The organism is Alteromonas sp. 4NS20-0143 (assembly GCF_057542855.1).
The window spans coordinates 1-23,524 of sequence record NZ_BAAJLR010000005.1 but is presented as its reverse complement, the minus strand read 5'-3'; the positions used below and the strand labels follow the sequence as shown (position 1 = coordinate 23,524).

At 44.7% G+C, this 23,524-nt stretch carries 23 protein-coding genes and 1 tRNA gene; 14 read left to right on the top strand and 10 right to left on the bottom strand.

The annotated features are described in order from the left end of the window. The first annotated feature begins 6 nt into the window (after window positions 1-6). Genes AC27HD_RS11760 through AC27HD_RS11735 form a run of 6 tightly spaced genes read left to right on the top strand, consistent with a single transcriptional unit; the run spans window position 7 to window position 5,369 of the window. Window positions 7-639, top strand: a complete 633-nt coding sequence (locus AC27HD_RS11760; protein ID WP_487106373.1) for an aminodeoxychorismate/anthranilate synthase component II — start codon at window positions 7-9, stop codon at window positions 637-639. Then, window positions 632-1,663, top strand: coding sequence for an anthranilate phosphoribosyltransferase (gene trpD / locus AC27HD_RS11755; RefSeq protein WP_349378926.1), 1,032 nt, complete (start codon window positions 632-634; stop codon window positions 1,661-1,663). Before AC27HD_RS11760 ends, trpD begins: the two co-directional genes overlap by 8 nt. Further along, the gene (trpCF, locus tag AC27HD_RS11750) at window positions 1,656-3,053 is read left to right on the top strand and encodes a bifunctional indole-3-glycerol-phosphate synthase TrpC/phosphoribosylanthranilate isomerase TrpF (protein WP_032094625.1); all 1,398 of its coding nucleotides are present in this window, start codon (window positions 1,656-1,658) and stop codon (window positions 3,051-3,053) included. The genes trpD and trpCF overlap by 8 nt, the downstream gene beginning before the upstream one ends. Window positions 3,054-3,073: 20 nt before the next feature. Continuing rightward, complete coding sequence (gene trpB, locus AC27HD_RS11745) at window positions 3,074-4,255, top strand: tryptophan synthase subunit beta (protein WP_032094624.1); 1,182 nt, start codon at window positions 3,074-3,076, stop codon at window positions 4,253-4,255. Then, entirely contained in the window at window positions 4,255-5,064 is an 810-nt protein-coding gene (trpA, locus tag AC27HD_RS11740; protein ID WP_487106034.1) for a tryptophan synthase subunit alpha, read from the top strand. The genes trpB and trpA overlap by 1 nt, the downstream gene beginning before the upstream one ends. Window positions 5,065-5,069: 5 nt before the next feature. Then, the gene (locus AC27HD_RS11735; protein ID WP_487106032.1) at window positions 5,070-5,369 is read left to right on the top strand and encodes a YciI family protein; all 300 of its coding nucleotides are present in this window, start codon (window positions 5,070-5,072) and stop codon (window positions 5,367-5,369) included. A 199-nt stretch (window positions 5,370-5,568) separates the two neighbouring features. Here the strand turns inward: AC27HD_RS11735 and AC27HD_RS11730 are convergent, their stop codons facing one another. Continuing rightward, the gene (locus tag AC27HD_RS11730) at window positions 5,569-6,033 is read right to left on the bottom strand and encodes a pyridoxamine 5'-phosphate oxidase family protein (RefSeq protein WP_487106030.1); all 465 of its coding nucleotides are present in this window, start codon (window positions 6,031-6,033) and stop codon (window positions 5,569-5,571) included. 785 nt (window positions 6,034-6,818) lie between these two features. On the opposite strand from AC27HD_RS11730, the gene AC27HD_RS11725 reads away from it, so the two are divergent. The 3 genes from AC27HD_RS11725 to AC27HD_RS11715 are packed head-to-tail and all read left to right on the top strand — an operon-like array spanning window position 6,819 to window position 9,089. After that, on the top strand, window positions 6,819-7,088 hold the full coding sequence (locus AC27HD_RS11725; protein ID WP_287008611.1) for a PepSY domain-containing protein: 270 nt from the start codon (window positions 6,819-6,821) through the stop codon (window positions 7,086-7,088). Window position 7,089: 1 nt separating this feature from the next. After that, window positions 7,090-7,764: a response regulator transcription factor gene (locus AC27HD_RS11720; protein WP_487106028.1), complete on the top strand. Its 675-nt coding sequence runs from the start codon at window positions 7,090-7,092 to the stop codon at window positions 7,762-7,764. Beyond that, window positions 7,761-9,089 carry an ATP-binding protein gene (locus tag AC27HD_RS11715; RefSeq protein ID WP_487106026.1) on the top strand — a complete coding sequence of 443 codons (1,329 nt, stop codon included), beginning with the start codon at window positions 7,761-7,763 and terminating at the stop codon, window positions 9,087-9,089. Before AC27HD_RS11720 ends, AC27HD_RS11715 begins: the two co-directional genes overlap by 4 nt. A 138-nt stretch (window positions 9,090-9,227) precedes the next feature. Here the strand turns inward: AC27HD_RS11715 and AC27HD_RS11710 are convergent, their stop codons facing one another. Beyond that, on the bottom strand, window positions 9,228-10,268 hold the full coding sequence (locus tag AC27HD_RS11710; RefSeq protein WP_032094617.1) for an AI-2E family transporter: 1,041 nt from the start codon (window positions 10,266-10,268) through the stop codon (window positions 9,228-9,230). A 73-nt stretch (window positions 10,269-10,341) separates the two neighbouring features. On the opposite strand from AC27HD_RS11710, the gene folX reads away from it, so the two are divergent. Together folX and AC27HD_RS11700 are read left to right on the top strand one after the other, a co-directional pair. After that, the gene (gene folX / locus AC27HD_RS11705; protein ID WP_032094616.1) at window positions 10,342-10,710 is read left to right on the top strand and encodes a dihydroneopterin triphosphate 2'-epimerase; all 369 of its coding nucleotides are present in this window, start codon (window positions 10,342-10,344) and stop codon (window positions 10,708-10,710) included. A 23-nt stretch (window positions 10,711-10,733) separates the two neighbouring features. Then, window positions 10,734-11,627, top strand: coding sequence for a TIGR01777 family oxidoreductase (locus AC27HD_RS11700; protein ID WP_487106023.1), 894 nt, complete (start codon window positions 10,734-10,736; stop codon window positions 11,625-11,627). Between the two features lie 333 nt (window positions 11,628-11,960). Here AC27HD_RS11700 and AC27HD_RS11695 read toward each other — a convergent pair whose 3' ends face one another. Further along, entirely contained in the window at window positions 11,961-14,483 is a 2,523-nt protein-coding gene (locus AC27HD_RS11695; RefSeq protein WP_487106021.1) for an ABC transporter permease, read from the bottom strand. Next, entirely contained in the window at window positions 14,484-15,179 is a 696-nt protein-coding gene (locus AC27HD_RS11690) for an ABC transporter ATP-binding protein (RefSeq protein ID WP_487106019.1), read from the bottom strand. Between the two features lie 14 nt (window positions 15,180-15,193). On the opposite strand from AC27HD_RS11690, the gene AC27HD_RS11685 reads away from it, so the two are divergent. The 3 genes from AC27HD_RS11685 to AC27HD_RS11675 all read left to right on the top strand — a co-directional run bounded on the left by AC27HD_RS11685 (window position 15,194) and on the right by AC27HD_RS11675 (window position 17,273). Beyond that, window positions 15,194-15,847: an arylesterase gene (locus tag AC27HD_RS11685; protein WP_487106017.1), complete on the top strand. Its 654-nt coding sequence runs from the start codon at window positions 15,194-15,196 to the stop codon at window positions 15,845-15,847. Between the two features lie 47 nt (window positions 15,848-15,894). Continuing rightward, a complete protein-coding gene (locus AC27HD_RS11680; RefSeq protein ID WP_487106015.1) occupies window positions 15,895-16,080 on the top strand; it encodes a hypothetical protein in 186 nt (61 codons plus the stop codon). A gap of 215 nt (window positions 16,081-16,295) precedes the next feature. Beyond that, window positions 16,296-17,273, top strand: a complete 978-nt coding sequence (locus tag AC27HD_RS11675) for a transposase (protein ID WP_487106013.1) — start codon at window positions 16,296-16,298, stop codon at window positions 17,271-17,273. A 60-nt stretch (window positions 17,274-17,333) separates the two neighbouring features. On the opposite strand, the gene AC27HD_RS11670 is transcribed toward AC27HD_RS11675, so the two are convergent. The 6 genes from AC27HD_RS11670 to AC27HD_RS11645 form a co-directional block, all read right to left on the bottom strand. Beyond that, on the bottom strand, window positions 17,334-18,662 hold the full coding sequence (locus tag AC27HD_RS11670; RefSeq protein WP_487106011.1) for an amidohydrolase family protein: 1,329 nt from the start codon (window positions 18,660-18,662) through the stop codon (window positions 17,334-17,336). Continuing rightward, on the bottom strand, window positions 18,659-20,086 hold the full coding sequence (locus AC27HD_RS11665; RefSeq protein WP_487106009.1) for an amidohydrolase: 1,428 nt from the start codon (window positions 20,084-20,086) through the stop codon (window positions 18,659-18,661). Before AC27HD_RS11665 ends, AC27HD_RS11670 begins: the two co-directional genes overlap by 4 nt. 127 nt (window positions 20,087-20,213) lie before the next feature. After that, window positions 20,214-21,152: a tRNA dihydrouridine(16) synthase DusC gene (gene dusC, locus AC27HD_RS11660; RefSeq protein WP_487106007.1), complete on the bottom strand. Its 939-nt coding sequence runs from the start codon at window positions 21,150-21,152 to the stop codon at window positions 20,214-20,216. A 242-nt stretch (window positions 21,153-21,394) separates the two neighbouring features. Then, a complete protein-coding gene (locus AC27HD_RS11655; protein ID WP_487106005.1) occupies window positions 21,395-21,562 on the bottom strand; it encodes a DUF1289 domain-containing protein in 168 nt (55 codons plus the stop codon). 306 nt (window positions 21,563-21,868) lie between these two features. Then, window positions 21,869-22,774 carry a M14 family metallopeptidase gene (locus AC27HD_RS11650; RefSeq protein ID WP_487106003.1) on the bottom strand — a complete coding sequence of 302 codons (906 nt, stop codon included), beginning with the start codon at window positions 22,772-22,774 and terminating at the stop codon, window positions 21,869-21,871. Window positions 22,775-23,291: 517 nt separating this feature from the next. After that, window positions 23,292-23,367 (bottom strand) — tRNA-Glu (locus AC27HD_RS11645). Window positions 23,368-23,524: the final 157 nt, after the last annotated feature.

The window sequence follows — 23,524 nt, the reverse complement described above, 5'->3', positions numbered from 1 at the left end:
TCGGGTATGAACAAGCAACAAACCACCTTATTTTTGCTAGATAACGTAGACTCTTTTACCTACAACTTGGTAGACGAACTCAGAACATTGAATCTAGATATCAAAGTTTACCGTAATACCGTGTCTGCCGACTTATTGTTTGAGCGAATGCAGGAGCAAGCGCAGAAAAGCTCGGTGTTACTGATGCTTTCTCCAGGGCCTGGTGCGCCAAGCGATGCAGGCTGCATGCCTGCCCTTTTAGAGAATGTGGCAGGTACATTCCCTGTAATTGGGATCTGTTTGGGACATCAAGCCATTGTAGAATACTACGGCGGTGTTGTAGGTCGCGCTACGCAGGTGATGCATGGGAAATCCTCTGCTATCACGCATTCTGAAAAAGGCATGTTTGAAGGGTTGCAACAACCGCTGCACGTGGCGAGATATCATTCACTAGTAGCGCACTCTTTACCAGATAATCTGACGGCGTGTGCGTCTTGTGTGAACGACGATGGTAGCGAAGCCATTATGGCAGTGTACAACGATACTGATCACATGCTTGGTTTTCAATTTCACCCAGAATCAATACTGACAGCACAGGGAAGTTTGTTATTAAAACAAAGTATCGATTACTTAACCTCACAAGGAACTGCTCATGCTTAATGCTGCCAAACTACTTGAGCAACTAATGCTGCGAGAATCGCTGTCTCAAACTGAATCATTTAGTTTGTTTAACAGCATAATGCACGGTGAGCAAAGCGATGCCATGATTGCTGCTGTTCTCACTTCGCTTAAAATGAAAAAAGAGTCGCCTGGAGAAATTGCAGGCGCCGCCAGTGCAATGGTAGCAAACGCATTGCCCTTCCCTTCGCCCGATTATGAATTTGCCGATATTGTTGGAACGGGTGGCGACGGACACAACACAATTAACATATCGAGTGCGGCGGGCGTTGTGGCTGCTGCGTGTGGCGTAAAAGTAGCAAAACACGGTAATAAGAGCGTGTCGAGCAAATCTGGATCCGCCGATCTTTTTCGCCAGTTTGGGTTGAATTTAGAGATAAGCCCAGAGCTGTCTCGCAAATGTTTAGATGAAGCAAATTTCACATTTCTTTTTGCCCCCGTCTATCACGCTGGCATGAGATACGCAGCCCCCGTGCGCGCTGCCCTTAAGACACGAACTCTGTTTAATATTTTAGGCCCTTTGGCTAACCCTGCGGGTCCAACTCACGGCGTTTTCGGAGTATACTCTCCCGAGTTGCTTGAACCGTATGCAAAAACCCTTATGCTGCTCGGTCAGCATAGAGCGATGATCGTTCACGGCGACGGATTAGACGAATTAGCGCTTCATGGTGAATCAATTATTTACGACCTTGAGCATGGCGACATCAGAGAACTAACCGTGACAGCAAAAGACTTTGGTCTTTCAAGCTACCCGCTCTCTGCCATCGAAGGTGGAGAGCCTGAAGAAAACAGAGAATATATTCAAGCAGCGTTAAACGGTGAAGGCAAAGAAGCCCACCGCGCTGCAATTGCCATGAATTGCGGAGCATTACTTAAAGTAACCGGAAAGGTTAATAGCTTTAAGGATGGCGCGGAAATGGCAATGGAAGCAATGAAAAAAGGTGCGCCCATGCAGGTGTTATCACACGTAGCAAAAATTACTCAGGAGGTAGGCACGAATGGCTAATGTGCTTGAGAAAATAGTTGCCGATAAAAGAGAGGAAGTGGAAGCACGAAAAATTGCGCTGCCACTTGAGTCGTTCAAAGCACAGCTAACGCCGTCGCAAAAAAGTCTTTTTGCTGCGCTTAGCGAGCCAAACGCGGGCTTTATTTTCGAATGCAAAAAAGCGTCCCCGTCTAAAGGGCTCATTAGAGAGAATTTCGATTTAGACGAAATTCTTGAAGCTTATACGCCATATGCTGCGGGCATCTCGGTACTGACCGATGAAAAATACTTTCAAGGTACATTTGAATACCTGTCTTACGTGACTGAGCGCGTTGCGCAACCGGTGCTTAATAAAGACTTTTTTGTTGACACCTACCAAGTGCATCTTGCTCGTCACTACAATGCCGATGCCGTGCTGTTAATGCTAAGCGTGCTTGACGACACCAGTTACAGAGAGCTTGCTGATGTTGCTGATTCACTAGGGTTAGATATTCTTACCGAAGTAAGCAACGAAGAAGAGATGGAGCGAGCTATCGCTCTTGAAGCGGGCATTATTGGTATAAACAATCGCGACTTGCGAGATTTATCAACCGACTTGGCCACTACCGAGCGTTTGGTTCCTATGCTTGAAAGTGCTACCCACGATTTTGTAGTTATCTCTGAATCTGGCATTTACACCCACGAAGATGTATTGCGGTTAGCCTCTGTCTCTCAAGGGTTTCTTGTTGGTAGCGCACTAATGGCCCAAGCCGATCTCCCTCGCGCGGTGAAAACCTTGCTTAATGGTGCAGTGAAAGTATGCGGCCTTACTAGCGAAGAACAAGCTGCCATGGCCTTTGAGAAAGGGGCGAGCTTTGGTGGATTAATCTTTGCTGAGAAATCACCACGATGCGTAAGTAAAGACACAGCGCTAGCGATAACGCAGTCTGTGCCAGGCGCTTACGTTGGCGTAGTTGTTAATCACGCTATTGATGACGTTGTCGACCTTGCCGTTTCACTGAATCTATTTGCTGTTCAGCTTCATGGTAATGAAGATAGCGCCTATATCGCAGAACTCGCGAGTAAGTTACCAAAGACATGTGAAATTTGGGTAGCAGTAGGCGTGACCGACAGCATTCCTAACAGTGTGGACAGTCACTTAAATAACGACGCCGTTCATCGCGTACTTTTAGACTGCCAAGTGGGCAAAGCAAAAGGCGGTACGGGTGAGTCGTTTGATTGGTCGTTACTTGACGATATTCAACAAAAGCAAAAAATTATACTTGCAGGCGGTATTAGCCCTGACAACGTTGAAGATGCTATAGCCACAGGCTGCGGCGTACTTGACGTAAACTCTGGTGTAGAAAACGCGCCGGGCGATAAGTCAGCAGAAAAGCTGACCGAATTATTCACGGTTTGCCGCCGCTACTAATATTAAAAACAGGACAACGTATGAACCAATTAGATACAAAATTTGGCGAATTTGGTGGCATGTACGTGCCCGAATTGCTAATACCAGCGCTTGACCAGCTGGAAAAAGAATTCTTAGACGCAAAAGAAGATCCTAGCTTTAACAAAGAGTTTCTATCTCTGCTCAAAGACTATGCGGGTCGCCCAACTGCGATGACGCTAACTCGTAATTTAGTGAGCAACCCTAAGGTAAAGCTTTACCTAAAACGTGAAGATTTACTTCACGGTGGTGCGCATAAAACTAATCAGGTGCTAGGACAGGCTTTACTAACTAAGCGCATGGGTAAAAAAGAAGTAATCGCTGAAACAGGTGCTGGACAGCACGGTGTTGCGACAGCCCTAGCATGCGCGTTGCTTGGCCTTAAAGCACGTATTTATATGGGTGCTAAAGATGTTGAACGCCAAGCACCTAACGTATTTAGAATGAAGCTAATGGGCGCTGAAGTTATTCCTGTAAATGCGGGCTCTGGTACGCTTAAAGATGCCGTGAATGAGGCTATGCGTGACTGGTCTGCAAACTACGATACTGCGCATTACCTGTTAGGTACCGCCGCAGGACCGCACCCTTTCCCAACAATTGTTCGCGAATATCACCGCATGATGGGTGAAGAAACTCGTGCACAAATTATGGAAAAAGAAGGTCGACTACCTGACGCAGTTGTAGCCTGTGTAGGCGGTGGTTCAAACGCTATTGGTATGTTTGCTGACTTTATTGATGAACCTTCAGTTCGTTTAGTAGGCGTAGAGCCTGCTGGTAAAGGCATTCACACTAAAGACCACGGCGCGACTATTGTAACGGGCACAAAAGGTATATTACACGGTGCTTACACCTTTATCATGCAAGATAATGAAGGTCAGATTGAAGAGAGTTATTCTGTATCGGCTGGCCTAGACTACCCAGCTGTTGGCCCTCAGCATGCTTATTTGCATGATATTGGCCGCGCAGAATATGTTGCAGCTACCGATGAAGAAGCGCTTAATGCCTTTAAATTGCTGGCCCGTAAAGAAGGTATTATTCCAGCACTGGAGCCATCTCACGCACTAGCTCACGCCTTAAACATGGCGGATGAGGCTGAAGAAGAAACCATTATCGTTGTTAACCTTTCGGGTCGTGGCGATAAAGATTTAGAGCATGTAATCAGAGTGTTAGGAGACGATATATAATGGATAGATATGCAGACATGTTCTCTCGTCTTGACGAGAAAAACCAAGGCGCTTTTGTTCCGTTTGTTATGGTGGCAGACCCTGATTTAGCTCAATCTGAAGCCATTATTTGCCAGCTTGTAGAAAGTGGCGCCGATGCACTAGAGCTAGGTATTCCATACTCAGACCCAATTGCAGATGGCCCGACAATACAGGCGGCGAGTATTCGCGCGCTGAGCCACAAAACGAAGGTTGCTGACTGTATGGCGCTAATTTCTCGCGTAAGAGCCAAGTACCCCGACGTACCAATTGGGTTACTGCTTTACAGCAACCTTGTTATGGCAAAAGGTATTAGCAACTTTTACGAAAACGCTCGCGATGCAGGTGTCGACTCTATTTTGGTTGCTGATGTGCCAATTCGCGAAGCAAAACCATTTCAAGAAGCGGCAGAGCAAACGGGTGTTTCTCAGATTCTTATTGCACCACCTAATGCAACTGATGAGACTATGGAGAAAATTGGCGAGTACTCAAAAGGCTATACCTATTTACTAGGTCGCGCAGGGGTAACTGGCGCCGAGACGGCTGCTAATGTGCCGGCTTCTGAGCTAATTGAGCGCCTTAATAAGCATAATGCTGCGCCTGCGCTGTTAGGTTTTGGTATTTCAACACCAGAGCAGGTGAAAACCGCTATTGATGCTGGCGCTGCAGGTGCCATCTCTGGTTCAGCCACAGTGAATATCATTGCTGCAAACTTAGATGATAATGAAAAGATGCTCAGTGAGCTAGGTAGCTTTGTATCGGCAATGAAAGCCGCAACAACGAAGGGCTAACCACTATGCTATATATGATTTGCGCAACTGATGTGGCAAACAGTTTAGATAAGCGACTTGCTGCAAGGCCGGCGCATTTAGAAAGATTGAATGTGCTAAAGGATGAAGGTCGCCTAGTGATGGCTGGCCCCTTCCCTGCTATCGACAGTGCTGATCCTGGCCCTGCAGGGTTTACAGGGTCATTAGTGGTGGCAGAGTTTGATTCGCTGGAACACGCGCAGGCCTGGGCAGATGTTGACCCGTATGTTGAGGCTGGCGTTTACGAAAGCGTTATTGTAAAACCTTATAAGAAGGTATTGCCGTAGAGCTGGATATTTTCACTGTGTTTGTATGAATGCAGTGATGCAATACTTATAAGCTTGTAGCGTTCTTAATGAAAAAAGCTTGGTGCTTAAGAGTGAATGTTGAAAAACATGTCTTTCTTTTCACCAAGCTTTTTTTATCTCTGCCTTAGGTAATTGCGCTTCAGGTAAATGCGCTTTGGGCTTTTTAAGCCCTAACACATCACAAATTTATTGTGTCGTGGTTGCCCATTTCTTCGGGCTGTACGTTTTTTCCTGTTAGCATTTTAAATACGCCCTTCAAAGATGGGTCTGCATCCCAAATCTCCGCGTCATTGAGCTCGAACCTGAGCATCAGAAGGTGTGGATCTTCTTTACCTTTTTCGTACCACGCTTCAACAGGGTTAGACCAATATTTATCAATAATTTCTGGCCGATCTTCAGTTACTAATGTACCGCGAATACAGGCAAACACATCATGGCCTTTAGATGCAAAGTGGATCATTGCCTTTCCGCCCTTCGCTATTCTATTTTCCTTAGTGGTGTAAAACCAAAACATGCCGTTGGCCTCACTATCTAGCTGGGCATACATTGGCTCTGCATGCATGTCCTCATTCACAAGGCTCACCATAACTTTTGGGCTTTCTGACATTGCCTTCCACATTTTCGTTGTAATATCGCTAGACATATTCCCTCCTAAAGGATGTGTGTAGTGGCGCTAACTCATTTAGATAGTGATGCTAGTTGGCCATTACACTTGATGTATTTACTGAATTAATAAAGTAATACAAAGCATGCGCCATGCCACCACGCAAAATTCACTTTCCAAATACTCCCATTAATTTTTCTTTGAACCAATATCACAACGTAGAAAAAACACAGCTTACGCTCTAAAGATTCTTTGCATCGAACCGACTACGAAGCCCGCGCTATGGGAGTATGACTGGCATGTATGGCCAAATTGATTGTGGACAGACACTCAAACTAACCTCAGATTGAATGTAAGGTTGATAGTGGACAGACACTCGCTTCTAGCGAAGTATTTTTCGCAGACAGACTCTTGATATTGATTGTGTTTTCGCTTAACGGACAGACACTCAAAGGTCAACTCCTACAGGCTAGCGAGTCTCCCGCGTAAATTTTTCAGGCTTGTCAGTCTTTGGAAGCCTTAGGCCTTGTAAGTGGAAAACGTGGACAGTCACTCAAAGTCTCATATTGAGTGTCTGTCCATTGTTAATATAGAACCATCCTTTAAGTGACTGTCCGCTTTCGCCACAGTTTCACTATCTGACGAAACAAAGTGTCTGTCCTCTTTCCACTCTGCTACCGACTAGTTCGGTGCTTAATAGGCAATTTGTGTACAGTCTTCCCATCACGAGGTAAACTCATTATAGATTCAGGATAGGTTCATCATTGTCTTTTATAATCAGATAAATTAGTGAGCCTGAGCACATCTTTTCATAGTGAGGTTTTATGTGGTTATCGCTTAGAGCAGCAATGTTTAGCGTTATATTTACACTGTTGAGTGTAAATAGCGCCTATGCTCAGCAAAGTACAAGCGGTGAACTGTCAAAGAGCCAAGCCGCTTCACGAGCCAGTAGTGCCGAAAATGGTCGCGTATTGAAGATTGAGCAAACCTCAACAAAATACCGCGTAAAGGTACTAAAAAAGTCTGGCCGAGTTGTTTCTGTAGAAGTTGATAAACGCTCAGGTAAAGTTAAAAAGTCTAAAGACAAGGGTTAACATGCGAATTTTAATAGCTGAGGATGATAGTAGACTTCTAACGCAACTTGATGCTCTCTTACAGCAAAACGGATACAGTGTTGACCTTGCAGATAATGGGGAGCACGCCCTATTTCTCATAAAGGAATACACGTACGATCTAGCAATAATCGATATCGGTATGCCAAAACTAGATGGCTTTGAAGTAATTCGCCAAGCCCGCAAAGATAATATAGCCTGCCCTATTCTAATATTAACAGCTCGTGACAGATGGCAGGAAAAAGTAGAAGGCCTTGATGCTGGCGCTGACGACTATTTAACTAAACCGTTTCATAACGAAGAGCTCCTCGCCCGAGCTAAAGCCCTCATTCGCAGAGCTTCTGGCCAAGCTAACCCCACTATACAATTTGGCCCACTATCCTTAAATACGGTATCTGAAGAGCTTTGCGTTAATGATAAATCTTTTGATCTTACTGCTTACGAATATAAGGTTATGGAGTATTTGATGATGAACCCGCAAAAGGTTGTCTCAAAAACCGAGCTTACCGAACATATTTACGATCAGGATTTTGATTTAGACAGCAATGTCATTGAAGTATTTATTGGACGACTTCGCAAAAAGCTCGATCCTGACGGAAGTTTAAAGCCTATTGAGACCTTAAGAGGCCGAGGTTATCGGATAAACCGTAGCTTATGAGGCAACTATCACTTCGCGTAAGAAGTGTATTATTGGCAATAACCCTTCTTGCGTTGTTCGCGCCTTTTACCGTGTTCATTTTAGAAGAAGCGTTTACTGAAAGTCTCACTGAAGCCAAGATGAGCGAATTGCGCCTAATGAATTTGGGGTTGCTGTCAGCTTTCGAGTTAGAGGGTGATGCCCCCTTTATGCCCGATTTGCTTTTTGAAGAGCAACTCAACTTACCTGGCTCAGGGTACTTGGGTATCATTGTTTTTCGCGACCGCGTTATCTGGCAATCGGCATCTGCCTTAGAATACTTTTTCACACCGCCAAATTTTGATGTGCCCGTTGGCAATGAACTTTTTACTGACACTTACCATCCTAGCTTTGATAAAGATGAGGAGTATTTTGTTTACGCCTTCACTGCTGAATTTTTATCGAGCAAAGATTTTGAACCCGTTCACTTTTATATATTCAACGACAAACTACTGTTCGAAAAGGAACGCAAAACCTTTTTAGCGACTACTTGGCAATGGATAAGCACCTTATGCATTGCCCTCCTGATTTTTATTATCACAGGTATCAGCGTGTTATTAGTCCCCGTTAGAAAACTAATCGAGGAAATTTCACTCGCGTCTAAAGGTAACAAAAATGAACTAGACAACCACTACCCTGTAGAATTCGACTCACTTAAACACTCTATCAACGAGCTATTATATTTTGAGGCCGCTCAGCGAAAACGCTATAAGAATAGCTTGGGAGATTTAGCCCACAGTTTAAAAACGCCCCTTGCCGTTGCTTCAAGTAGCAAAGGCCTACAGCCAGAAGTAAAAGAATCACTAGCGCAAATTGATAAGATAATTCAGCGACAGCTAAAACGCGCCAGCGCTGGCAAAGTGGGATGGCAAGCGTCTATCGCTATTGAACCTATACTGTTAAAAATAGCTGACGCCATGGACAAGGTTTACCATCACAAGAAACTTTCAATTGACATTGATGTGGCTGACTCCTATCTATTCAAGGGAGACGACACCGACCTATTAGAGCTGTGTGGGAATCTATTAGATAATGCCTGTAAAGCGGCTCAGTCTCGAATTCGGGTGCAGGTAGCTTCTGATACCAATTGGCTAACACTATCGTTTGACGATGATGGCCCTGGTATTGCTGATGATAAAAAGCATTTTTTGTTGGAAAGAGGTACACGTTTAGACACTTACACAGAAGGCCAAGGTATTGGTTTAGCACTAGTGAGCGATTTGGTGTCTATTTATGAGGGTAAATTGCGCATTGAGGACAGTGACCTTGGCGGCGCCCGCATCATCATTCAATTCCCTAACCACTAATTCTTTACATTGAAATAGCGCGGACAAAATCCTAGGTAAAATGAGTGTCTGTCCGCTTTTGGTATCTTTTGATCCAGCTTTAATTTAAGTGTCTCTCCACTTTTGGCACTTTTGGGTTTCAGCATACTTCACTAGCGGCTATGCGTTTTTTTCGTTCCCTTCGCTTGAAAGCAACACTGCTAGCCATTTACTCTCTTCTCTCGACTCGAGAGCAATTTTCACAACCATGGTGAGCGGAACGGACAGCAACATACCAACGGTACCCAATAGCCAACCCCAAAAAATCAATGAGAGAAAAACTACCAAGGTAGAAAGCCCCATTCCTTTGCCCATTAGTCGCGGCTCGACCATATTTCCCATGATGGTATTCACCAGTAAAAAGCCGAGTGCGGCAAAACCAGCAGAGGCAATACCATACTGAACAAACGCAATAAGCACGGCAGGCACTGCGGCAATGATAGAGCCAATATTAGGAATGAAATTCAGCATAAAGGCTAGCACTGCCCACAGCATAAAGTGATCTACACCCATCACGTAAAGCCATGTACCGATAATGATACCCGTCCCTAAACTTACAACGGTTTTAATGGCTAAGTAACTGTTTACTGAGCGAATAAACCGGTCTATGTGCTGTAACTTCATATCCGGGTCTGACAGAGCAATATGCAAGCGTCTCGGTATGCTGTCGGCCTCAAACAGCATAAAGATAACGGTAAGCAATATGAGGAAAAGGTTAGACAGCACGCCTCCCATACCACTAATAAAGTTAGTCGCGACAGACATCGCTGTAGCAGGGTCTAGATGATTAGCAATAAGCTCACTGTTAATGTGAATATTGAAATCGGCTAATTTAGCAACAACCCACTCAAACTCAGAATCAAGTTTGCTTCTATATTGAGGCAGGTTTTCTCTGAACTCCGCCATCGATTGACCAACCAGGCCAGCTAAGAGGAATCCGAAAACGACAATAAGTAGTATAACAAAGGAGATAGACAACCATTTTGGAACGCCAAAACGCGACGTCCAATGAATGATTGGACCGCATGCAATTGCAATAAAAACGGATAAGAAAAAAGGCACCATAATGGCACTTGCTGATTTAACACCAGCCATAACAACAACTAAGCACGCTAACACAACGAGACTTTTTGCTGTTGACGATCGTAGTTCCATAGACATTGTGTGCTACATTCCTAAATAAAACAGCAACACTTTACAACGACTTATAATCAACTACAAACAAGAGACTGCAATGAATTTCAACCTTGCCACTATTAAAATCAAAAATTTACGTCTTCGCACCTATATCGGTATTAACGAAGACGAAATAAAAAACAAACAAGACGTTGTGGTAAACGTAAAGATTGATTACGACGCTGCAAAAGCCACCGACACCGATGACATGAGTGACGCGCTTAATTATAAAATCATCACCAAAGCGATAATAAAGCTTGTTGAAGACAATCGCTTTTCGCTTTTGGAAAAGCTTACCGCTGATGTACTAAGCATCGCGTCAGAACATAGTTCTGTGCGTTATGCTCAAGTTGAAGTCGATAAGCCTCACGCATTGCGATTCTCTGACTCAGTGTCGCTAACACTTTCTTGCAACAAATCTGAATAGTCAATTTAGCAGGGAGTTATGTCTTGAACATTCTTATTACCGGCGGCACTGGATTAATTGGCAGCACGCTCATCAAAAAGCTTAGCGATGAGCATAGCTTTACGGTTATCTCGCGCAACGAAGCAAACGCCAAGCAAACACTGGGCGCTCACACCAACGTGCTTGGCAGTGTGGCTGACGTAAAAGATATTGGTGTGTTTGATGCTGTGATCAATCTAGCAGGTGAGCCTATAGCTGACAAACGGTGGACAGACACTCAAAAGAACATTATTTGCGACAGCCGCTGGGACATAACGACCCAGCTTGTCGCCAAAATTAATAGTAGCGATAATCCGCCTAAGACGTTTATCTCTGGCTCCGCCATTGGTTTTTATGGCAGACAGAGAGAAAAGGTCGTTACCGAAGATACCTCACCACATAAAGAATTTACCCACGATTTGTGTGAGAAATGGGAAAGTATTGCTACTGGCGTAAATAGCGACAAAACCCGTGTAGCCATTTTGCGCACTGGCGTTGTGTTGGCAGAGAATGGCGGCGCGCTTGAGAAAATGGCGTTGCCGTTTAAACTAGGTGTGGGTGGAAGTTTAGGAAGCGGACGTCAATATTTATCGTGGATCCACCTTGACGACATGGTCAATGCAATAGAGTTTCTACTCAATAATGAAAACTGTTCTGGGCCGTTTAACCTCACCGCACCTGAGCCAGTAACGAACAAAACGTTTTCTAAGCAACTAGCCAAAGCGTTGTCTCGACCTTGTTTGTTTTTCGTTCCCAGCTTTGTGATGAAAATTGCCATGGGTGAATCATCAACAATGTTACTAGAGGGGCAAAATGTAATACCTGATAAGCTGATTAAAGCTGGGTACTCATTTACCTACCCTACCGTATCCAGCGCCCTTAGCGCTATCTATCGATAACTGACTTGTGACTGGCAAAATAAAACACTGACATTTCTATAGAGCTTCCTAGGTTTAAACGGGAAGCTTTCGCTGGACTCCATAGAGAATTAACAGTGGACAGTCACTTAAAGCTTTATCTTTTAGCCCCAAAATAAACAAATACTTAAGAAGCGAAAAACGGACAGTCACTCAAATTCATTTGAGTGACTGTCCGTTTTTTATGTCTCAATTTAAATGTCTGTCCGCTCTATTTTACGGTTTTGTTTCGAGTGTCTGTCCGATTTAATTTCTTATCAAAGCTCCGGCTACTATTCGCACTAAGAACATCCCTGTCCTTAAAGTAACCAAAAACTAGACCATTTTGCGTAGCATCTCTCCGGTATTAAGCGTAAGCAAACGCCAGCAGCCTATAGCTCCAAGAACACCTACAACCAGGGCACCAACAGCAGGTGCAACCAACCAATACTCTAAGTGCAAACTGGCCGTCATTTGAAATACGCTTGTTTGCAGCATGTACAAACTCAGCTCGTTCGCCAGTGCTGCCATAAAGCCCGCTACGGTGCCAATGATAAGAAACTCAAACACCACGCTTTTGCGAATTAAGCTGCCTTTAGCGCCTAATGTTCGCAATATTGCAATCTCCTGTCGGCGCTCATCCATGCTTGCCTGTACTTGAGCTATGAGCACTAAACTGCCCGCCATCAGCACTAACACTAGAATGAACTCAACTGCCACAGAGACTTGCTCCACTATATCTCTTAGCTGATTAATGCGAGCATCCACATCAAACATCGTCACAGACGCAAACGGTTTGAGCAATTTAGTAAGCTCTGCCTTTCGCTCTGTTGGTAAGTAAAAGCTCGTGATATAGGTAGGACTAAACGCTTTCATTGCATCGGGGTGTATCACAAAGAAAAAATTAGGCTGCATCGTTTGCCAATTCACCTTGCGAACGCTGGTTACTTTCGTTTCAACTATCTCGCTACCCACGTTAAAGCTTAGCAAGTCGCCCATTTTAATATCTAACCTTTCGGCAACGCCCTCTTCCACCGATACGGGAAACCAGCCTTCAGAGTATGTAGTGTCTACATTGCCATGCCAAATACCTTCTATAACCTCGTTTTCTTTTTGCAGCGTGTTGCCCCATGTGAGGTTTGCTTCTCGGCCTAGTCCTCTTCGTCCTTCGTTAGATGATTCTTCTTCTTTAGAGACTTCTGTATTAACCCCTTCGCCGTTTACCGAAACAAAACGGCCTCGAGTAACGGGGAAAAACTCATTGATATCAACATTTTGATCAGCGAAGTGTCTGTCCAACCTAGCTTGATTATCGGGAGTAATATTAGTTAAGAAGTAGTTAGGCGTTCCCTCAGGCAGTTGCGCGCGCCATTGAGACACCATGTCATTTCGCATCACAAGTACAACCAGCAGCAGCATGATAGTGATTGAGAAGCTGATAAGCTGCACACTATTATCCATGGCTCTTCGCTTGATACGCGCCCAAGCAAGCTGCCACGGCCCCATTTTGCCACTCCCTAATTTTCTACCTAATGCAATAAGGAAATAGGTGGCAACTAAGAGCCCAGCTACTAACGCCGCGCCAGAGGCAAAAAGAATAACGCTGATTTTCAGGTCTTGGCTATACATCCACATAAGCGCAAAAATAGCGCCACCAGAAGCCACAAACTGAATACTTCTGGAGCGTAAACTGGCATCAAGATCTTTACGTAATACGCGTAAGGGCGGCACGGAAAAAAGCTGAAGCAGCGGATACAAAGAGAACAAGACGGCACAGGTTGCCCCTGTGGCAATGGCGATAACCACTGGGCGCCAGTGCCATACGTTTAACGACACGTCTACCCTATCGGCAACTAAAGACACAACAATGTGTTGGCCAACAAAGCCAATAATCAACCCAATGGCAATCCCCAACAACGTGATAAAGAGTATTTGAATTAAATACACCTTGCGGATTGTTTGCTTTGTTGCGCCTAAGGTTTTCATGATTGCAACAGGGTCAAAATGACGCTGTGCATACCGCTGAGCAGCAACCGCAATCGACACTGCCGCTAAAACAATAGCGAGTAGACTGGCAAGTAGAAAATAACGTTCAGCACTGGCCACCGAGCGACCGATAGCTGACTCGTCGTCTTCAACAGTGCGCCATGAATGTAGGTCGTCATTTAGCTGAGGAAGAAGCCACGAGGTATAACTGTTGACGTTACTGGTATCGCCCGCAAAATAGCTGACGTACCGAGCTCGGCTTCCTGGCCCTGTTATCTCAGCGGCCTCCAAATCATCTAAGTTCATCAATACTATCGGATCGGTGTTAAACACACTAAATCCAGCATCTGGGATATCAGACAGCACGCGGGTTACGGTTAGCTTTACCTCGCCAATATCAATAGCGTCACCCACATTGAGCTTGAGCGTTTGAAAGAGCCTAGACTGCACCCAGGCTTCGCCGGAGGCCGGCAATGCGTCTGTGTCCCTCTTTGCACCAAAAGGGGCGTCCGCCACGCTCACCATTCCCTTTAGCGGGTAGTTGTTATTTACAGCACGTAAATCTACAAGGGACATTGCATCGCCTTTAAACACCATGGAGCGTGTTGAAACTTGTTTGGCGGTATCGAGCCCCTCGTCTTTCGCTTTTAATAGCCACGTTTCATCAACCGGCTTATCGGAACGAAGCTGGGCATCGGCAGCGATAAACGCAGCTGAGCGGGATTTCAATGCGCCTTGTAAACGTTCACTAAAAAGAGACAGAGAAAGGACCGCACCTACCGACAGCACTATAGCAAGCAAAATAATAGTGAGTTCGCCCCGTCGGGCTTCATGTTTAAAGAGTCGCCAAGCGAGATTAAACGTCATAGGCATTTAGCTCACCTCACTAGGCGATGTGGATGAGGGCGTCGTTTCTTTAAGCTCACCGGCGTGCATGGTGAGCTGCCTATCGCAGTGCGCCGCCAATTCAGTATCATGCGTTACCAATACCAGCGTAGTACCCGTATTTCGATTTAATTCAAAAAGTAGTTCTTCAATTTTATCGCTATTTTTGGCATCTAGATTGCCGGTAGGCTCATCGGCAAATAAAATCTTTGGTGATGTGATAAAAGCTCGTGCAATGGCAACGCGCTGCTGCTCTCCACCAGAAAGCTGATTAGGAAAATGATGCGCACGATGGGCTAGTCCTACTTGCTCTAGTATTTCCATTGCCAATTCTTTCGGATTATCCAGGTTTGAGATTTCTGCAGGTAACATCACGTTTTCAAGCGCCGTTAAACTTTGAACCAGCATGAAGCTCTGGAAGATAAAACCTACTTTACTCCCTCTTAAAACGGCTCGCTGCTCCTCATCCATCGTATGGAGTGCTTCATTATCGAGATAGATTTCACCACTCGTCACTTCATCTAGGCCAGCTAACAGACCAAGAAGCGTTGATTTTCCGGAGCCTGACGCACCAATAATTGCAACGGACTCACCAGACTTGACTTCAAAGGAGATTGGCTGAAGGATCTGTAGCGAACCTTCACTCGTATTTACTGTTTTCGTTACCGTGCTTGTTTTTATCATAAGGGGTCATCAATTTGTTCGTAAGTTATCGTCAAATTATCGCGATTTTATTCATTGTTTTAATACCGTTTCAGGCGCTTTCAGATCAAGAAAGCCCATCACAGGGTGCAGATGAAGCGACATTGCTCATTGTTGGAGACAGTTTGTCGGCAGCCTACGGTCTTCAACAAGAACAAGGCTGGGTCAGTTTGTTACAAAAACGCTGGCAAGACGACAACATTCCGATTGATATTGTAAATGCTGCGGTGAGCGGTGAAACGACAGATGGCGGACTTGCCAGGTTGCCACGTCTTATTGAGCAGCACAAGCCTACTCACATTTTTATCGAGCTTGGAGGAAATGATGGGCTTCAGGGTCACAATATTACGAAGATTAGAAATAACTTAGACTCGCTAGTTCAGGTTGCTCAGCAAAGTGACGCCACCGTTTTTTTACAGCAAATGCAGATACCGTCGAACTACGGCAAGCGATATACCACTATGTTTATGGAAAGCTTTGACACTATTGCAGACAAATACTCGATACAATTAATACCTTTTTTTCTTGAGACTATCGCACTTGACGAGTCAATGATGCAAAACGATGGGATCCATCCAAATGCTGAGGCACAGCCGAAAATAGCCACGCTTATGGACAGTAATTTACGAAGTTTAATAATAGCTGAGTAATATTTGTGCTACTTTCAATTAATAGAATGAACTAATAAAGGGACAGTATGGACATTTCTTCAGTAAATTCGGCGCCAGTGTCTACAATTTTAGAATCGACGCCACAAGCACCACAGCGCCAAGAGCAGCGCAGCGAGCAGACCAATCAGGTTAGTGAATCTAGACCGTCTAACGAGACGTCCTCAAATAGTAGTGATAGTCGTCTAGGCAGCCGCGTTGATGTGTTTGCTTAATTGACATTTAAAAACTACAGTGGACAGACACTCGTTTGATTATGAGTGTCTGTCCACAGTTGCTACACCGTAACAACAATATGCTTCTGTCGATCGCCCTTCTTTTTCCCAACTTCGTATTATAAACCACAAAAAACAACCAAATCCTGCTCTAAAGCTCAGTTCACATCCCACACTTTTTATTCATAATACTAAGAAAATATTGGGATATGGATATGCCTTTACCACGCTACAAGCAAATCAATACAAACATTACTCCTTATTATCATTGCACCTCACGTTGCGTAAGGCATTCGTTTTTGTGCGGCAAGGACAAGCGTACGGGAGCCAACTATGAGCACAGGAGAAAGTGGATTACAGATAGATTACATAAACTATCTCAAGCTTTTGCCATCGATTTATGTGCTTATGCCGTTATGCACAATCACATCCATGTAGTGCTTCACATCGCAAAAGGACGTGCTGATGGCTGGTCGATGGATGAAGTGTTATTGCGATGGAGAATGTTTTATAAATGTCCACCGATTGTTCAGCGATATTTAGATGATCAACATCAGGCGTTCACTGAAAAAGAGAGTGATGAAATTAAATCACTGTCAGTTCAGTACAGAGAAAGACTACAAAGCATTAGTTGGTTCATGCGGCTATTAAACGAATACATCGCAAGAAGAGCAAATAAAGAAGATGAGTGTACAGGTTACTTTTGGGAACGGCGATTTCGCTCTCAGGCTATATTAGATGAAAAAGCGCTCGCTGCGGTCATGGCCTATGTCGACCTAAATCCAATTAGAGCGAATATCGCAACATCTCTTCAGACCTCTAAACATACCAGTATTCATTATCGAATGAACGCGCAAAGAGTGAGAAAAACGCCAAAGTACCTGATGGTATTCAACGATCAGGCGATAAAAACACAGCCATATTTACCATTCAACTATTACGATTACATATCACTGGTAGAAGCAACATTTAAAGCTCATAAAGATAAATGCACAAGCAAGATACCTAAATTGCCTCACGGGTTACTGTCTAAAATAGGGATGGACCAAGAGAAATGGCGTCTATTAACCAGTCGCTTTGAAACATTCTTTTCAGGCCCGGTGGGCAATGAAAGCAAAATGCGTAAATTTGCGGACGGATGTAACAGAGGCTCAAGGCCAAACGTAAAAAACGCTATCAAATATCTGTCTTAAAATGAAAAGCCGCACTTAGAGTAAATATAAGTGCGGCTTTCCATCTAAGGTTATGCAATATTACTCAACACGCTCATACTGCGACGGGGCGGCATGTTTCTTTTGTTGCAGCGACATATATCTATCACGCAACTTCGTTTGCCTAGATTCCATTTTAATGGCTTTACCGCCAATGAAAACCGACTCAGCCGCTTCCGTTACCTCTAGCGGATCACCAGACCAAATAACAACATCTGCTCTTGCGCCTTGGCGAAGGCTTCCTACTTCGTTTTCAAGACCCAGAATTTTCGCTGGTACGCTTGTTAAGCTTGCTAACCCAGTCTCATGAGGCAAACCATTTGCAACGGCATTACCGGCATGTTGCGCCGCCAAACGAATATTATGCGTATCCATCCCTATCGCGACTTCTACACCAGCTTCATGGAGTCGAGCTGCATTAGTTAAGGTTGCGCCCATTTGGTCAAACCCACCTGGTAAGTTGTATTCTGGGTCGATAATAACCGGAATATTAGCACCAGCAAGTTCCTTCGCCACCCTCCATGCTTCAACACCGTGCACAAGCACAACGTTAATCGACGAGTGTCTGTCTTTAAAGGCAATAACCTGTCGAATATCGGCAGCCCTATCAGCTCGCATAAACAACGGCATGTCTCCAGCAACCACTTTTTTCAGCACAGTCACGTCTAAGCGCGAGTTTATGCCATACCATGATTTTTCAGGCGAGAGGTTGTCACTTGCTTGCTTCGCTTCTTCAAAAACTTTATCGAGCATTACCCATAGTGACGCTCTAGAGCCCCCAGACATTTCCGCGCCATCGCTGCCCGCATCCACGGTCATAAACGCGCCAGATTTTAAAACGGGTGTCTGTCCGCTTTTAAATTCGCTAGCATTTGCGCTCTCACCATCCAGGCGATGGCCCTCAAGATTGATTACCGCGCCTTGGCCGCCAAACAAATAGTCGCTTCTATTCATGGTGGTGGCAGCTGAGGTAATACCCTCTAAACGGGTTATCGCGATAAGCGAACTGTCTGGGTTTATTGCGTATTGAACATCAAATGCAGCGCCTGTTTTTGATATAGGTGTAATCTCAATGCTGGCATCTACCACACCAGATGATGAAGACACCTCAACCAGACCTAGCGATGTTAAGGCACCAATGAAACCAGGGGTAACTACTTTACCGCTTGCATCAATGACTCGATAGCCATTAGGTACGTCACCGTCAGCTAACACTGCATTTATGCGACCATTTGACAGCAACACAGTGCCATTTTCTATCACACCTTGAGATGTCATGGTATGTACTTTACCGCCGACAATGGCAATATTTTCAGCATGAACATAAGGCGTCATTGTGAGCGCGGCTAATAATATTATTAACTTTTTCATTTGGTATCTCCCTCACCTACCTGACCTAACTCGAAGTCACTTACCGGCCATGAAGTACTATCGCTAAGTGAATACGCAAGCCCGCCGTCTATATAAACATGCTCAGCTTTGGCATAAGTCGAAAATGGGTTATCGTTCCATAGCACTACGTCGGCTTGTTTGCCCTTTTCTAACGAGCCCGTTTTATCAAATATTCCTAACGATTTGGCAGGGTTAGCTGAAAGCCAAGTCCACGCATCTTTCATCGGAATATCAAGACCTGCTCGTTTGCCGTCAGACCACGCTTTGGCTGCTTCTTGATTCAATCTCTGTATACCTAAATCACTATCAGAATGAACAATGGCACAAGCACCTGCTGCATGCACTGCGGGAATGTTTTCCCTAATGCCGTCATACGCTTCCATTTTAAAGCCCCACCAGTCTGCCCACATCGCTGAGCACACATCATTTTCTTTCAGCTTGTCAGCAATTTTATAAGCCTCGACAGCGTGATGAAAGGTACCTATCTGATAATCAAACTCCTGCATTACGTCCATCATTACCGTCATCTCATCAGCTCGATAACAATGCATGTGCACACGAATATCGCCATTGAGTACGCCCGCTAACGTTTCAAGCTTTAAATCTCGTTTCGGCGCTTTAGCATCTTTGCCCGCCTCATAGTCGGTTTCATACTTGTCCCATTTTCGCATGTAGTCTTGTGCATCAGACCAGGCCTGTCGATAACCTGCAACGTTCCCCATGCGAGTCATGGGGCCGCCTTTTTGGCCATAAACCCGCTTGGGGTTTTCGCCACACGCCATCTTCATGCCATAGGGAGCATCGGGAAATTTCATATCTTGCATCGTTCTATTGGGAACGTTTTTTAATACTACTGAACGGCCACCAAAAAGGTTGGCTGAGCCGGGTAGAATTTGTAGTGACGTCACACCGCCAGCCAATGCGCGCCCAAAACCTGGGTCTTGAGGCCATACCGAATGCTCTGCCCATACTTGTGCGGTCACTGGGTTTGTCATTTCATTGCCGTCGGAGTGCGAGCGTGTAGATGGCGAAGGGTATACGCCCAAATGACTGTGGTTGTCGATAATGCCAGGAGTAACCCACTTACCAGTACCGTCGATGATAGCTGTTTCATCAGGCACTTCGAGTGTCTGTCCGCTTTCAGCTAGTGCTTGAATTTTACCGTCTGCAAAATAGATGCTGCCGTTCTCTATGCGATTACCTACACCATCTAATATGGTGACATTGGTTATAAGCGTTGGTTGGCCTTCTATAGGCGAATAAGTACTTGGATAAGGATTTGGGTCTATGGTGACCTTTGGCGCTTTAGCGCTATCGTTGTCGGCTTGTTTACTGCATCCTGCTGTTAGCAAAGACATAGTACAAGCCAACAGAAGCGTCAGCTTCGTTGGCGTTAGTTTCATGTGTACCCCAGAGCAATTGTTATGATTATGGTTTTATAGATAAGGACATAACGTTTGCGTTATGTCGCTTTCTGAGAGTAGACAATTGAGTCACTAAAACCAAGTAGCTCTGGGATAAACCCTCTGTTTACTGGGAAGACTGACGAGCTAGCACGTCAACAATATCTTGGGAATTTGTAAGACGTCTTATGTCGTTGAAAAGAATGTCTGCTTCAGGGTACTGCCTTTTTAAATAGCCACACCACTGTTTAATTCTATTTGGGTAATACCGTCCCTTATCGCCAAAGATTTCATAACCCGAATATTGAATAAGCAACGCGGCCAATTCCGGCCACGGCATAGGGGTATCGCCAAATTTTATCGCCCGTGCAAGGTTAGGCATAGCGAGAGCGCCCCGGCCAACCATTAGGTTGATACAATCAGATTGTGCTTGGCATTTTTGGGCGTCATCAGCATTCCATATTTCACCATTTGCGACCAACGGAATATCGGTGTGCTGCTTAATTTTCGCTATCCAATCCCAGTACGCAGGTGGTTTATAGCCTTCTGTTTTGGTACGGGCATGCACCACCAATTCTGAAGCGCCGGCTTCTGTTATAGCAATGGCATTATCAACCGCTAGTGACTTGTCTTCGAACCCTAAACGAATTTTTGCCGACACCGGAATATGCTTTGGAACGGCGTCTCGCACTGCTTTTACAATGTCATATAGCGTTTGAGTTTCTTTTAATAAAACTGCTCCGCCCTTGCTTTTGTTGACGGTTTTAGCAGGGCATCCAAAATTAAGATCCACTCCGGGAGAACCAAGTTCGACAGCAGTTTCAGCGTTTTCAGCTAACCATTGGGCGTGCTGCCCTAATAGCTGAACACGCACAGGCACACCTGAGGCAGTCTTGCCGTCGGTATGAAGCTCTGGACAGATTTTATAAAAGGTCTTTTTAGGTAGCTTTTGATCAACAACGCGAACAAATTCCGTCACACATTGATCAAATCCGCCAACGCGGGTCAACATGTCTCTCATTAGATGGTCGACAACCCCTTCCATCGGGGCCAGCATTATTTTCATTCGGAATTGAGCTCAAGAAAAGTAAGAAAAATCAGCGGGAGTTTATCAAAAAGGTTGGCTGGTCGCTATGCGGCTAAAGTTAATAATATTATCCCCGGCAGAGGTAAACCTGAGAGGTGCCCAAGGAGTGGGTTAAATATTCCGTCTCGAAGCGTTTGAGGAAAAAGGTGAGCGTTTTAAATAAAACGAGTGTCTGTCCACTTTGAGTTACGAGTGTGTGTCCACTTTAAGCTCACTTAAGCTTAATCAGTATCTTCTAGGGTGTTGAGTCGTTGGAATACCGCAGCTTTTTGCTCAGAGGTGTACGACGCCCAGTTTACAATCTCATCTAGGGTTCTATTGCAGCCACTACAGATATCGTCCTCAGTGAGCTTACACTGGGCTTTACAGGGAGATATGGGGTTATTCATTCTACTACTTTACTTAATATGGTTACTGTAACTTTTTTGTGGCCGCTATATTCGCTAGCGTGTTCTCTGATAGCTCTTTATTCGACCATAGACAAACATAACAACCGTAGCGCGCTTCGAGGTATGCAGAAAACTCTGAGTCGGTTTTACAATTATGTCTTACTAAAGACTGTTTATTACCGTCATAAATGACTGCTGAAAAAGTAAACACAATGAGCCTCCTCTGAAAGAAGGCTCAATATACATCTAGACGTCTAAACGTTCAAGCGTCCAAATATAAATATGCGCGTTACTGTAACGTGAAAGCTACATTATAAAATCAAGTGCAGCGCATACCGCCGCCACTTGCGCATCGTTACAATTTTCTGGCGTAGCATTATCACTGTCTGGATACACTTCGGTTGTGGTAACAAATTTTGCATCTGTCATTCCACCGCAAAGAAAAAGAGATTTCTTGTCGTAACAAATAACCCCTTCACTCACGACGTCAGCACCTATAATTTTTCCACTTTCATCAGGTGGCGCTATGTGAGTAACGCCTTTAACAGCCTCGATGACGGCCTGTTGGAAAGCAAGCTGTGGGTTTGGTGTATTCGCTACCGTATAGAACCCATCTGGTATGTTCCAGTTGTCGTGATCAGCTCCATCGCGTGCTGCTAATGCAGGTCTAAATTCACTATTGTCTGTGTCTGTAGTCTCATGCAGATCGATATGCAATGAAAGTTCTGTCTTTAACGACGTCACAAACTGCATCAACTGCTGAGATTCAGGAGCGGGTGAATCAGGATAAAAAGAACGATTCGGATCGATAGCTAGCGGGTTCCATCTGTTGATTGTTTCATAGGCCCACGGACTAACGCAGGGCACTACAACAATGTTAACGCTGCTGGCATAACTTGATAGTTTAGTTTCAATAAACTTCAGCGCGCCTTGCACACCACTCGTTTCGTAGCCATGTACACCGCCTGTGACTAATGCAGATGGTTTAGAACTGTCAAATGATATAGGCACTACTGCATAAAGCGGGTAGCGCGCTTCATCATAGGGTAATGCGCCGTATTGCTGTAACCTGAAACTTTCGGGAATAATGCTTTGTAACTTAGTAAACACTTCTTCTTTTGCACTGCGCTTTACGCTTTGCTGTTCGTACCACTGTGCTTTTTCTTTCTCGCCCCACGGTTTTCCCGCAGTGCCGATTGAGTAGTTTTGCATAATAGCCTCTTTGTTCTTCATTGTATCAATGACGTTATGATATCACCTGTATTTGCTAAAGTATGTGATATACCCCACCCAACCGGGCTCTGGCAGTAACTCTGACTGTACACCGAATACATTTTTGTGCACTTAACGTTACCTTCTTCAAAGTGCTCCCCGTTGAATAAGGCACAATGTAAGCTTAAATAAAAGCGGACAGACACTCGTTTAAAAATGCGCATTTAAAAATGGACAGACACTTTCTTTTCCTTTGAGATAGCGGGAGCGAACCAGAGTGGACAGACACTTAATATATTCAAACGCCTTCATCCAGAAGCAAGAGCATTACTCCCGTTAATGTAAGGTTAATGTAGATTAGAAGAGTCAAATAAAAAGCAGAAATGGATGGAATTGAGGGGTAATGCTTTTGAAAACGGTAAACGAAGATAAAGCGGTTTAACACTTAAGGGATGCACGCTCACAAAATTTAAGTGTTAAAACAAAAAAACCAGCCGACTGGCTGGTTTTTTTGATATGGCGTCCCCTAGGGGATTCGAACCCCTGTTACCGCCGTGAAAGGGCGGTGTCCTAGGCCTCTAGACGAAGGGGACTGAAAATCTTCTTTCGAAAGCTACGCTTTCGATATTTTCAGTAAGGCGAAGTGAGCCAGCGAACTGAGCGACCTTTTCCTTACCAAACTTTCAGTCAGAAGTTAAATCAATTAACTCCAGCCTATTTCACGGTATTAACCGACCGTGACGCGATTAT